This is a genomic window from Paenibacillus kyungheensis, from assembly GCF_028606985.1.
In the GTDB taxonomy this organism is placed as follows: domain Bacteria; phylum Bacillota; class Bacilli; order Paenibacillales; family Paenibacillaceae; genus Saccharibacillus; species Saccharibacillus kyungheensis.
In genome coordinates, this window is sequence record NZ_CP117416.1 from 4,446,267 (window position 1) to 4,460,000 (window position 13,734).

Here is a 13,734-nt window from a genome sequence, read left to right on the forward strand (position 1 = left end):
ATATACCCGTCTATAGGTACAGCACAACAATTAAAAGGAATTGGCTCTGAATCGTAGCTTATTCAGAACGATGTAACTTGGCAAAAACCATTTTTCCATTCGCTGTTTGTAATACACTGGTCACGATCACTTCACATTCTTGTCCGATATAGGATTGACTATCTTCTACCACAATCATTGTTCCGTCATCCAGATAAGCGATACCTTGCCCTGCTTCTTTACCAGATTTGATAATCGCTGTTGTTACAATTTGTCCTGCACGCAGAATAGGCTTCATAATCGAAGCAAGGGTATTCAGATTCAACACGTGGATATGCTGGAGATGACCCAGTTGTTGTAGATTGCTATCGTTGGTAATTAAGGTAGCCGATGTGTCCAAAGCCAATCGAAGCAACTTATTATCTGTAGGCTCTGTCTCTGGGTACTGGGTATTTTGGATAATGACTTCTACCTGTTCTAGTTGTTGCAAATGAGCGATCACTTCAAGTCCTCTTTTTCCTCGATGACGACGTAACGTATCTGAAGAATCTGCAAGCAATTGTAGTTCATGTAATATAAAATCCGGTACCAGTACTGAGCCCTCGATAAATCCGTCCTGACATAATTCTATAATTCTTCCGTCTATCGCTATATTGGTATCGATTATTTTGTTCATCGAAGATAGTACTGGTTCGGCAAGAGATTCATGTTTCCAAAAAGATAGAATATCTTCGCTTTTGGTAATTCCTATTCGCAATCCAACATAACCTAAAATGGTCATCAAAATCGCTCGAATAATCTCTCCTATACTTCCTAGCCATAACATAATAAATGAACTAAGTAATCCAAGCAGTAAACCTATCGCAAGCCCACTCGTTCCTGTAATCATTAACGAGATCGGTACAGTTAATAAATGGTTTTTGGTGCATTCTACAAAATGCACTAATTTACGTACACTAAGTACAGCAACAGCCAACATAATTACGATAACAGCGAGACTAATCCATAGTTCTTTCATACCTTCTTGTTCTTCAATCCAACCTTTTGGAAATCCTATTAATTGTTGCCACATGCTTGTAATCTCCTTACATAATCTATTTTTTCCATGAAAAAAAGCATTCATTTCCCGGGAAGTAGAGAAATAAATGCTTTTAAGCATAACATGTGCTGTAACGGTTTATCGAAGCGATTCTTTTTCTTTTTTAGAACGACGACGTATCAGACGATCTATACTTTGTTTCACGCCTAACAATGCATATAAAGCTAACGGTACAAAAATCAATTTGGAGACCTGATTAGGAAACATGACTGCGATAAATACAGCAGCAATAATCACCCAAGGAGCTAACCATAAAGCTTTACGTGGAATACCTGCTTTTTTGAAATTAGGATAGCGTACACGACTTACCATCAAATATGACAATAAAATAGTACTTATAATCATATACGGTGTAGTCACATCATTATGAAATAAAGACAAGGTAGCTAATACACCACCAGCTGCTGGGATAGGTAATCCTGTAAAATAACCAGGAACTCCAGCACGTACATTAAATCTTGCTAGACGAAGTGCTCCACACATAGGAAAAATTAAAGATGCCGAAATCGCTAATACCGGATTTAATTCTTTAAATGCTATATCGTACATAATGATAATAGGTGCTACACCAAAAGAAACTAGATCAGACAATGAATCCAATTCTTTTCCAAACTCACTTTGCGCATTAAGTGCGCGTGCCATACGACCATCCAGACCGTCCATCAACATCGCTATTATAATCATAATGGCGGCAAGACTGTAATTATCATTCAGTGCCATTAGAATAGCTACCATTCCAAGACATAAGTTAAATAGTGTACAAATGTTTGGAATTGACTTTGTTATCATTTTTTCACCTCAAAGATGGATATATTAACCAGTTCATCTCACGATTGTAGCTAAATTAAATTTGTCTGTCAATGAATACTTGATCTTGGATACGATGCAAACCTGCTCGAATCGTCCGCGCACGTACTTCACCGATACCTTCTACTTCATCCAAGTCATCAATACTAGCGGCAATCACATGATGCAATGCTCCAAACCGTTCCACCAAATTATGGATAATTACATTAGGCAAACGTGGAATTTTACTAAGTACACGATATCCTTTAGAAGCAATTACTTCTTCGGATTGAGCCGCTGCTGTTGGATATCCCAACAACTTAATAATCTGAGTGATATCTAACAATTCATTTTCAGTAGTTCGTTTAAGACTGTTTGTAATTTCGTTGAGACGTTCTTCGCTAGTATCCCGACCATAGTCTTTTAACAATAATACAAACTCTTCTTCTGTATTTCCGATCAGTTCTTCCATTTGCATCGTAATCAAGCGACCTTCAACACCTAATTCGTTGACATAGCGGCGAATCTCTGTCTGAATACGCAATACCATTTCTACGCGTTGAACCACACCTGCAACTTCGGTAATCGTAACTAACTGTTCAAATTCAGATGCAGTCAAATTCGTGAAAGATTGACTCAATACAGCCCGGTACCGTTCTAACGTCTGAATCGCTTGATTGGCTTTTGTCAAAATAACACCAATTTCTTTTAGTGCATATCTAAGATTACCCTGATATAGCGTAATAATATTCCGACGCTGTGAAATTGAAATAACAAGTTCTCCGGTTTGCTTGGCTACACGTTCTGCTGTACGATGTCGAATTCCTGTTTCTGACGATGAGATCGAAGAGTCAGGAATCAACTGCGTATTCGCATATAAAATACGTTTTAGATCATCACTTAAAATGATCGCTCCATCCATTTTACCAAGTTCGTACAAATAGTTTGGTGAAAAATCACAGTCAATTGAGAATCCTCCATCGACAACTTCTCTAACTTGCGGGCTGTAACCAACCACAATCAATGCTCCTGTTTTGGCACGCAATACATTTTCCAAGCCATCCCGAAAAGCAGTGCCAGGTGCAACCATCTTCAACAAATTATTCATCTTCTCAAGCTGACCGAGTTCTTTCATCATCTTGTCCCCCTAATCTAACGCAGCCTTTAATGCTTCTGCTACCGTATTAACTCCAATTAATTGAATACCTTTAGGATGCTTCCATCCTTTCAGACTTTTTTCTGGTAAAATCACTCGTTTAAATCCTAATTTTGCTGCTTCTTTCACACGCTGCTCTGCGCGAGATACTCCGCGAACTTCTCCAGTCAATCCAATTTCTCCAAAGATCACATCATCTGGTTTGGTTGGAGCATCTTTGAAGCTTGAAGCTAAGCTTACAGCAATTGCTAAATCTACCGCAGGTTCATCTAGTTTAACCCCACCGGCTACGTTTAGATAAGCATCTTGATTTTGTAAAAACATCCCCATTCGTTTTTCCAATACAGCAATAATGAGACTCAAGCGATTATGATCTACACCTGTACCCATCCGCCGTGGAGAAGGAAAATGAGTCGCAGCGACAAGAGCTTGTAATTCAACAAGCATAGGACGTGTGCCTTCCATGCTAGCTACAACTGTTGAACCTGCTACTCCTATCGAACGTTCTGATATAAATAATTCTGACGGATTAGAGACTTCGATCAATCCATCTTCATGCATTTCAAAAATACCCATTTCATTTGTTGAGCCAAAGCGGTTTTTGACAGCTCGTAATATACGGTACGTATGATGACGTTCCCCTTCAAAATAAAGAACACAGTCTACCATATGCTCCAACATTCTTGGGCCGGCAATAGCACCTTCTTTGGTAACATGTCCAACAAGTACTGTAGCGACACCACGAATCTTGGCTACTCTCATAAAGCGTGATGTACATTCCCGTACTTGCGATACACTACCAGGAGCACTTGTGACTTCTGGTTGATAAACAGTCTGTATCGAATCAATCACTAGAAAATGAGGATCTAATTGATCAATCGCTTCCTCGATTAAATCCATATTACTTTCACACAGTACAAATAACTGATCAGATAATGCTCCAAGTCGCTCTGCACGTAACTTGGTCTGTCTTACAGATTCTTCTCCTGATACGTAAAGAACACGTAGTCCTGCTTGTGTTAGTGCATGTGAAGTTTGTAATAACAACGTAGACTTACCAATACCAGGATCTCCACCTACTAATACTAGCGAACCTGGCACTACACCACCACCTAAGACGCGGTTAAGCTCTCCGATACCGGTCTGAATACGCGGTTCTTTCCCGCTTTCAATTTCAGTAATCGCTTGTGGTTTCTGCTTGGTTTGAAATAAAGAAGAATTCATTCCTTGCGTTTTTACGTTGCTTTCTTTTTCTTCCACCATACTATTCCAAGACTGACACCCCGGGCATTTACCATACCATTTTGGAGATTCATATCCACATTCTGTACAAAAAAACTTGGTTTTGACTTTAGCCATGGATAACTCCCTCTATATTGATGTCAACTTATTATAAGCTTAACATTCTATACGTTTTATCGTAAAACAATATTGTAAACTTTACATCTTTGCGCTACATCTTCTCTATTATAACATCAAAAAGGTTGATCCCGGAGCAATTTCTGCTCTTAAGGACCAACCTTTTATTAGACGTAAATTAGATGAAATAAGTTACACTCAGTTAGATGATTTTGCTTCATCTGATTCTGTAGTATCGATAGAAACGTTCTCTACAGGCTCTTCTGTTTTAGCTACTTTCTCTACAGTCAAAGCACCATCTTTTTCATCGATAATCAGTGTATCACCTTTAACAATACCACCAGTTAGCAATTCTTCAGACAATTTGTCTTCAATATGCTTTTGAATAGCACGACGTAGTGGACGTGCACCATAAGCAGGATCGAATCCTTCTTTAGCCAAGAATGCTTTAGCTGTGTCTGTCAAAGTGAAATCTACAGCATATTCACGTAGACGTTTGCGAAGTTCTTCAGACATCAATGTTACGATCTCAGCAATATGTTTTTGTTCCAATGAGTGGAATACAATCGTATCATCAATCCGGTTCAAGAACTCAGGACGGAAACTACGTTTCAACTCATCTGTTACTTTGCCCTTCATGTTGTTGTAATCTGCTCCTGAATCAACAGCAGCGGTGAATCCAAGTGTAGAATTACGACGAATCGCATCTGCACCAACATTAGAAGTCAAAATAATCAACGTATTACGGAAATCGACAACGCGTCCTTTAGAATCAGTAAGACGTCCATCTTCTAGTACTTGTAGCAAAATGTTAAATACTTCTGGGTGAGCTTTTTCAATCTCATCCAATAACACTACAGAATACGGTTTGCGACGTACTTTCTCTGTCAATTGACCGCCTTCTTCATATCCTACATATCCTGGAGGAGCTCCTACTAGACGTGAAGTAGAATGTTTCTCCATGTACTCGGACATATCAATACGGATAATTGCATTTTCATCGCCAAACATAGATTCTGCCAAAGCACGAGCCAATTCTGTTTTACCAACCCCTGTAGGACCTAAGAAGATAAAGGAACCCATAGGACGTTTAGGATCTTTCAATCCAGCACGAGCACGACGAATCGCACGGCTGACAGCAATAACAGCTTCATCTTGACCGATTACGCGTTGATGCAATAGATCTTCCATATTCAACAGACGATCTGTTTCTTCTTCTTTCAATTTCGTTACCGGAATTCCTGTCCAGCTAGCTACGATATCAGCAATATCTTCTGGAGTAACTTCGGAATCAGTACGACCTTGTTTTTCTTTCCACTGATTTTTCGTTGTATCTAATTCTTCACGAATTTTTTGTTCTGTATCGCGCAAAGCTGCTGCTTTTTCAAATTCTTGACTTTGTACAGCTGCATCTTTCTCTTTACGGATATCTTCCAAACGGCTTTCCAATTGTTTAAGATTTGGCGGAATCGTATAAGAGTTCAATCTTACTTTAGATCCTGCTTCATCGATCAAATCAATTGCTTTATCCGGTAAGAAACGATCTGTAATATAACGGTCAGACAATTTAACAGCTTGTTCGATAGCTGCATCTGTAATTTTTACACGGTGATGGGCTTCATAACGATCACGCAATCCCATTAAGATCTGAACAGCTTCTTCTGGAGAAGGTTGATCTACAGTAATGGGTTGGAAACGACGCTCCAATGCTGCATCTTTTTCGATATATTTACGGTACTCATCAAGTGTTGTTGCACCGATACATTGTAGTTCACCACGAGCCAATGCAGGTTTCAAAATATTAGAAGCATCAATAGCCCCTTCAGCTCCACCAGCACCGATCAACGTATGCAACTCATCAATAAACAGTACAATGTTACCTGCTTGACGAATCTCATCCATAATTTTTTTCAAACGATCTTCAAACTCACCACGATATTTAGTTCCAGCTACTACAGAACCCATATCTAGTGTCATAACGCGTTTGTCACGCAATGTTTCAGGAATTTCATTGTTGATGATTTTTTGTGCTAATCCTTCAGCAATTGCTGTTTTACCAACCCCTGGTTCACCGATTAACACTGGATTGTTTTTGGTACGACGGCTTAGAACTTGAATCACACGCTCAATTTCTTTACTACGTCCAATAACAGGGTCCAAGTTACTATCTTTAGCAATAGCAGTCAAATCGCGTGCTAGGCTATCTAGCGTAGGCGTACTTACATTTGCTGGTGTACCATGATGACTGGATACTGCCTCATTGCTACCAAGCAATTGCAATACTTGTTGACGTGCTTTGTTTAAGCTAATACCTAGATTATTTAGAACACGAGCTGCTACTCCTTCACCTTCACGAATCAATCCCAATAAAATGTGTTCTGTACCTACATAGGTATGACCCAATTTACGAGCTTCATCCATAGAAAGTTCGATGACTTTTTTAGCACGTGGTGTATAAGCAATATTGGTAGGTTGTTCTTGACCTCTACCGATAAGAGATTCAACTTCATCTTGAATTTTTTCAAGTCCAAGACCTAGACCGATAAGTGCTTTGGCTGCAATGCCTTCACCTTCACGAATCAAACCAAGCAAAATATGCTCTGTACCAATATTATTGTGACCCAAACGAACTGCCTCTTCTTGTGCCAACGCAAGAACCTTTTGCGCACGTTCCGTAAATCTACCAAACATCATATCTAAAGCACCTCCACGGTTTAGTCTTGTACGTTTACTTTACTTAATGTATTACGGATCAATTGCGCGCGGTACATATCGCTTTCTCCTGACCCCATTTTAACACCGAATGTTTTCTGAAGAAAACCCGGTTGTGTCATTATCGTTAATTCGTTCATTTGTGTAACCGAAGCTTTGTCGATCAGACCCAGATCTACGCCTAGACGCACATCTGAAATGCGTTGAAATGCTTCTTTGGAATCCATCATTGTTGCATAAGACAGTATTCCATACGAACGCATAATGCGATCTGTAACACGTAACTTCGATTCACTGAGTAGACGACTGCGAGCATGATGTTCATACTCAATCATTTGCAACACAACACTATGCAAGTTATCAATGATCTCTTCTTCTGATAGACCTAATGTAATCTGGTTAGAAATTTGAAAAATATTTCCGATCGCTTCACTACCTTCTCCATATAACCCACGTACAGCGAGCCCTACTTGAGATACAGCAGATAATACACGACCTACCTGATTCATAATAGCTAATGCAGGTAAATGTAGCATAACAGACACTCTAAGCCCTGTACCTACATTTGTTGGACAACTGGTAAGATAACCTCTACGATCATCAAAAGCAAAGTCCACTACATCTTCAAAAGCATCATCGATCTGAGTCGCACGTTCCCATGCTTCTTGCAATTGAAAGCCTGGATACAAACATTGAATACGCAAATGATCTTCTTCATTGACCATAATACTAACAGATTCATCATCTGTTAGCAGAACAGCTCCACTTTTGGAGTCATTCAACAAATTCGGACTGATCAAATGTTTTTCCATCAAGACTTGTCGATCTACATCTTCTAATTCATCCAAAAGCAATGGCTCAAACGGTCCGAGAGCTTGAAGTGCTTCATTACTAAGCACTTCTGTTAGCTGGTTCCGTGTCTCTTGCGCCTGCTCCATATTTGCCAGAATCGGGAAAGGGTGATGTATCAGATTACGGGCTATACGCACCCTACTACTGATAACAACATCCGAATATTCTCCGCCCTTTTGCATCCAATCGCTCAAAGGTTTTTCTGTAAAACGGAGATTCGGCATAAGTTATTCCTCCTTATGACTCCTGTGAAATTTGTTTTTCTAGCTCGCGTATTTCATCTCTTAAATGTGCCGCTTCTTCAAATTCCTCATCAGCAATACGCTGTTTCAACTCTTGCTTCAAGTCAGTCATTTGACGTTTGATTTTTACTTTGATCCCGCCTCGTTTAGGAAGCTTACCGGCATGAGCAGTACTACCATGCACTCTTTTAAAAAGAGGATCTAATTGATTATCAAACGTTTTGTAACAAGAGCTACACCCAAATCGTCCTAATTTACGAAATTGAGTATATGTCATACCACATTCTTCACAATGGACATCTTCACTGCATTGACCGGCGAGTTGCCCTTTACTGCTTGAATCAAAATCCATCAACCCTGACAGTAGACTGTGAATCGAAAAGCCTCCTGAAGTTCCTGGAATCAATTCACCTTTTTCACGGGCACAAGTTTCACAGATATGAAACTCATTTTTTTCACCATTTACAATCTTTGTAAAATGAAGAGTTGCCGGTCTTACCTGACATTCTTGACAAATCATCATGTATTGCCCCTTTCTCCCGAATGATTAGGGACGAAGCAATGCAATCAACATCGCCTTCATCATTCTTGCACGGATCTCATCCCTGTAGGGAAGCTTGATCGAAATAACATCTCTACATACTGCTGCACGCATCAGTTCCGCTTCACGATTAGAAATCACTCTAGCTTCTAGCAACTGGTATAGTAAACCTTCAGCAGCTGTCTGACTCATATGCTGTCCAATACTTTCATGAATATGAGTATGAAGGATAGCTTGAGCAGGCAATTCAAGACGCCGTATACGAATATAGCCACCGCCACCACGTTTACTTTCAACCAGATATCCTTTTTCCAATGTAAAACGTGTACTAATTACATAATTGATCTGCGAAGGTACACAAGAGAATTGATCAGCTAAATCGTTACGCTGTATTTCTACTGCTCCTTCTCCACTATCTTGCAGCATTCGTTTTAGATATTGTTCGATAATGTCGGAGATATTACGCATTGTATATTCCTCCATCATGTTTTAAAACATTTACTTATTCTAAATTTGACCCATTTATCATAAGTTCAAAATAGCAGATAAATATCACTTAACCATAAACCTAATCGTAAGAAACCAAAGAAGACAGCATTTGATGATACAACAATAGATTCATGAATAATCTGATCATTATAATCAAAAGTTCATAAATCTTATTTACCATCAAATCATCAGGCATATTCACGTCATCTAATAACTGTATTCATCCTTACTTTGACTATGCGCTGACTTTGACTTTCTTTGACTTTAAATTAATTATAACATATTTTCAGAATTTGCCAAGGGGTTACAGCAAAATATAATACAGAAAATCATATTTTTTAGAATTTAGTTTTTCACAATTGAATTAAATATTAATAATCTGATGATATATCGTTTTTATAATATATAGTTCTTGCTATCGTTTACTATTCTTAATATCGTTCTGGAAGTATTTGGCTTAATATCATTCTTGTAGTATTTAAGTTTCATAAAGACTGGCCCCTGATAATATTTCCCTAATATCTAATTTTGATAAAAACTAGACCTTGACACTTTTTTTAACTATATGTTACAATACAACAAATTCAATATATTGAAACGGCCATCGAAAGGAATCCAACCTGGAGGCGTTTTCGCCAAGAGATAGCATAAGCGAATAGTCACTGCTTGCTATTTCCTAAGTTAAACGGTTTTCGCCCGTTATCGCGAAACCTAAGAGGATCAGATACACTATCTGTATTTGATCAAGTTGGGTGGCACCGCGAGCAAAAAGCTCCTCGTCCCAAGTGATGAGGAGCTTTTTTGTGCATTTTACCTTTATATTAGGAAAAAAGGAGCGGTTATTTTATGTTAGATATCCAGTATATTAAAAATCATGCTACAGCCTTACAAGAGGTCGCAGATCAAAAGAAAATAAGTATATCTATTGCAGAACTTCTTGAAAAAGCTCAACTTAAAAATCAGTACTTGCAACAAATCGAACAACTCCGTCAACAACGAAACCAATTAACACAGACAATCAGTAGCCATATGCAAAATAAATCGGTATTGTCTACCGACACTGTCCACCAGCTTAAAGATCAGGTGAAACAAATCAATCTACAACTTCAGCAATTGGAACAAACCAGTCAATCTGTTCAACTACAGTATGCTCGATTGATGGAATTAGTCCCTAACTATGTTTCTCCAGATACTCCGATCGGTCAATCAGACGCAGATAATATCGTTATTCGTACATGGGGAACACCACAACAGTTTGCATTTCCTTTTAAAGATCATATCGAACTAGGCGAAATCCATCAGATGATAGATATTACAAGAGGAGTCAAAACAGCAGGAAGCCGCAATTACTATTTAACAGGGGCAGGTGCTCTATTACACAGAGCGGTTCAACAACTTGCTTTAGATACACTACTAGCCAAAGGATATACTCCTATGGAAGTACCTACATTGGTGAGAGGCTCTGCATTAAGTAATACAGCTTTTTTCCCTTTGGGCATTGAGCAGACATTTAAAATAGAGAACGAAGATAAATGGTTAACAGGAACTTCTGAAGTCGCTCTTGTATCTTATTATCAAGATGAGATCATTGATCTGTCTCAAGGTGCTATTCGTTTAGCAGCAGTTTCTCAGAATTTCCGTAGTGAAGTAGGATCGACCGGTAAAGATGTACGAGGACTTTATAGAGTTCATCAATTCGCTAAAGTCGAACAAGTTATCTTTTGTGAAGCTAATGCCGAGATATCTGAGCAAATTCATCAAGAGATTACAGCAAATGCAGAAGAATTACTTCAATTGCTAGAACTTCCTTATCAAGTAGTAGCCGTATGTACAGGCGATATGTCTCAAAAAACCTACAAACAATATGATATTGAGACATGGATGCCGAGCAGACAAAGTTATGGTGAGACTCACTCTTCTTCTAATATCCATGACTTTCAAGCTAGACGAGCTAATATACGTTATAGAGATCACGAGGGACAGCTTCAGTATTGTCACACTCTTAATAATACAGCTGTAGCTTCACCGCGTATACTGATCCCTTTGCTAGAAAATCATCAACGTGAAGATGGAAGTATCTATATCCCTGTTGCACTTCGCCCTTATTTAAATCACAAAGAGCAATTATAAATATGTATGCCTTATAAAAACTTTATAATTATCTTTTAAAAACGGTCTTCATATTTATTTAATTATAATGATTTGATTAGGTGAAATAGCGGAATCAACAGATCTACATTTATAAAAGAAATCCTATATGTAAAAAACAGAATCATACAAAATAGCATATAAATAAAAAGAACACTTCTTTTGCTCGAAAGAAGTGTTCTTTTTATTTATTTCAACTAATTTAATTATTTTAATAATTCTCTTAAAACTCTGCCGAACAAGTATCTACTTATTATGAAAGATAATTAGAACAAAAAAAGAGCGACTCCTTCAATCAGGAATCACTCTTTTGGGTCTTGCTCGTTGCTTGGCAACGTCCTACTCTCCCAGGACCCTGCGGTCCAAGTACCATCGGCGCTGGAGGGCTTAACGGTCGTGTTCGGGATGGGTACGTGTGGAACCCCTCCGCCATCATTACCAAACAGGCAGGTGTGTTGCTCCCTGAAAACTGAATCCGAAAACGAAAACCATCGCGTGTTAGCTTATTTGGATAAGCCCTCGACCGATTAGTATTGGTCAGCTCCATGCCTTGCGGCACTTCCACCCCCAACCTATCAACCTCGTCGTCTACAAGGGGTCTTACATACTGGGAAATCTCATCTTGAGGGGGGCTTCACGCTTAGATGCTTTCAGCGCTTATCCCTTCCGCACGTAGCTACCCAGCGATGCTCCTGGCGGAACAACTGGTACACCAGCGGTGCGTCCATCCCGGTCCTCTCGTACTAAGGACAGCTCCTCTCAAATTTCCTACGCCCACGACAGATAGGGACCGAACTGTCTCACGACGTTCTGAACCCAGCTCGCGTACCGCTTTAATGGGCGAACAGCCCAACCCTTGGGACCTACTTCAGCCCCAGGATGCGATGAGCCGACATCGAGGTGCCAAACCTCCCCGTCGATGTGGACTCTTGGGGGAGATAAGCCTGTTATCCCCAGGGTAGCTTTTATCCGTTGAGCGATGGCCCTTCCATGCGGTACCACCGGATCACTAAGCCCGACTTTCGTCCCTGCTCGACGTGTCTGTCTCGCAGTCAAGCTCCCTTATGCCTTTACACTCTTCGAATGATTTCCAACCATTCTGAGGGAACCTTAGGGCGCCTCCGTTACACTTTAGGAGGCGACCGCCCCAGTCAAACTGCCCACCTGACACGGTCCCTGTACCGGATCACGGTACGAGGTTAGAACTCAAATGCGATCAGGGTGGTATCCCAACGGCGCCTCAACCGAAGCTTGCGCTCCGATGTCTACGGCTCCCACCTATCCTGTACAAATCGCACCCCAGTTCAATATCAAGTTGCAGTAAAGCTCCATGGGGTCTTTCCGTCTTGTCGCGGGTAACCTGCATCTTCACAGGTATTAAAATTTCACCGGATCTCTCGTTGAGACAGCGCCCAAATCGTTACGCCATTCGTGCGGGTCAGAATTTACCTGACAAGGAATTTCGCTACCTTAGGACCGTTATAGTTACGGCCGCCGTTTACTGGGGCTTCGGTTCATAGCTTCGCTTGCGCTAACCACTCCCCTTAACCTTCCAGCACCGGGCAGGCGTCAGCCCGTATACTTCGCCTTGCGGCTTCGCACAGACCTGTGTTTTTGCTAAACAGTCGCTTGGGCCTTTTCACTGCGGCCCCCTCGTGCTATTCACACTACCGGGGCACCCCTTCTCCCGAAGTTACGGGGTCATTTTGCCGAGTTCCTTAACGAGAGTTCTTCCGCGCGCCTTAGAATTCTCTTCTCACCCACCTGTGTCGGTTTACGGTACGGGCACCTGCTTCCTGGCTAGAGACTTTTCTTGGCAGTGTGAAATCATGACCTTCGCTACTATAATTTTCGCTCCTCATCACAGCCTGGCCTTGGGGTATGCGGATTTGCCTACATACCAGCCTCACTGCTTGAACGGACATCCATCAGTCCGCGTCACTATCCTCCTGCGTCATCCCATTGCTCATAACGGCTTTCGGTGGTACAGGAATTTCAACCTGTTGTCCGTCGACTACGCCTTTCGGCCTCGCCTTAGGTCCCGACTTACCCTGAGAGGACGAGCCTTCCTCAGGAATCCTTGGGTTTTCGGCGGATCAGATTCTCACTGATCTTTTCGTTACTCATACCGGCATTCTCACTTGAATGAGGTCCAGCGCTCCTTGCGGTACACCTTCAATCTTCATTCAACGCTCCCCTACCCCTGATACAAAGTATCAAGCCATAGCTTCGGTGGTGTGTTTAGCCCCGTTACATTTTCGGCGCAAAGTCACTCGACCAGTGAGCTATTACGCACTCTTTCAATGGTGGCTGCTTCTAAGCCAACATCCTGGTTGTCTGTGCAACTTCACATCCTTTCCCACTTAACACA

The 13,734-nt window shown here is 40.7% G+C and carries 9 protein-coding genes and 2 rRNA genes (1 of these 11 cut by a window edge); 1 reads left to right on the forward strand and 10 read right to left on the reverse strand.

Annotation, left to right across the window (positions count from 1 at the left end; translation table 11 throughout):
* Positions 1–58 precede the first annotated feature (58 nt).
* The 8 genes from PQ456_RS19355 to PQ456_RS19390 form a co-directional block, all read right to left on the reverse strand.
* Positions 59–1,051: a PIN/TRAM domain-containing protein gene (locus PQ456_RS19355; protein ID WP_273613676.1), complete on the reverse strand. Its 993-nt coding sequence runs from the start codon at positions 1,049–1,051 to the stop codon at positions 59–61.
* A 105-nt stretch (positions 1,052–1,156) separates the two neighbouring features.
* Positions 1,157–1,867 (reverse strand): CDP-diacylglycerol--serine O-phosphatidyltransferase, encoded by a 711-nt coding sequence (gene pssA, locus PQ456_RS19360; protein WP_069328328.1) that lies wholly within the window; start codon positions 1,865–1,867, stop codon positions 1,157–1,159.
* A 55-nt stretch (positions 1,868–1,922) separates the two neighbouring features.
* A complete protein-coding gene (gene disA / locus PQ456_RS19365) occupies positions 1,923–2,999 on the reverse strand; it encodes a DNA integrity scanning diadenylate cyclase DisA (protein ID WP_204827281.1) in 1,077 nt (358 codons plus the stop codon).
* Between the two features lie 12 nt (positions 3,000–3,011).
* The gene (gene radA / locus PQ456_RS19370) at positions 3,012–4,379 is read right to left on the reverse strand and encodes a DNA repair protein RadA (protein WP_204827247.1); all 1,368 of its coding nucleotides are present in this window, start codon (positions 4,377–4,379) and stop codon (positions 3,012–3,014) included.
* A gap of 198 nt (positions 4,380–4,577) precedes the next feature.
* Positions 4,578–7,073: an ATP-dependent protease ATP-binding subunit ClpC gene (clpC, locus tag PQ456_RS19375; RefSeq protein ID WP_273613677.1), complete on the reverse strand. Its 2,496-nt coding sequence runs from the start codon at positions 7,071–7,073 to the stop codon at positions 4,578–4,580.
* Between the two features lie 20 nt (positions 7,074–7,093).
* On the reverse strand, positions 7,094–8,167 hold the full coding sequence (locus PQ456_RS19380) for a protein arginine kinase (protein WP_204827245.1): 1,074 nt from the start codon (positions 8,165–8,167) through the stop codon (positions 7,094–7,096).
* Positions 8,168–8,180: 13 nt separating this feature from the next.
* Entirely contained in the window at positions 8,181–8,705 is a 525-nt protein-coding gene (locus tag PQ456_RS19385; protein ID WP_273616361.1) for a protein-arginine kinase activator protein McsA, read from the reverse strand.
* A gap of 27 nt (positions 8,706–8,732) precedes the next feature.
* Positions 8,733–9,194: a CtsR family transcriptional regulator gene (locus PQ456_RS19390; protein WP_204827244.1), complete on the reverse strand. Its 462-nt coding sequence runs from the start codon at positions 9,192–9,194 to the stop codon at positions 8,733–8,735.
* An 867-nt stretch (positions 9,195–10,061) separates the two neighbouring features.
* Here PQ456_RS19390 and serS point away from each other — a divergent pair.
* Positions 10,062–11,345: a serine--tRNA ligase gene (serS, locus tag PQ456_RS19395; RefSeq protein WP_273613678.1), complete on the forward strand. Its 1,284-nt coding sequence runs from the start codon at positions 10,062–10,064 to the stop codon at positions 11,343–11,345.
* A gap of 344 nt (positions 11,346–11,689) precedes the next feature.
* Here the strand turns inward: serS and rrf are convergent.
* Together rrf and PQ456_RS19405 are read right to left on the reverse strand one after the other, a co-directional pair.
* A 5S ribosomal RNA gene (gene rrf, locus PQ456_RS19400) occupies positions 11,690–11,806 on the reverse strand.
* Between the two features lie 64 nt (positions 11,807–11,870).
* Positions 11,871–13,734, reverse strand: a 23S ribosomal RNA gene (locus PQ456_RS19405) (it continues 1,059 nt past the right edge of the window).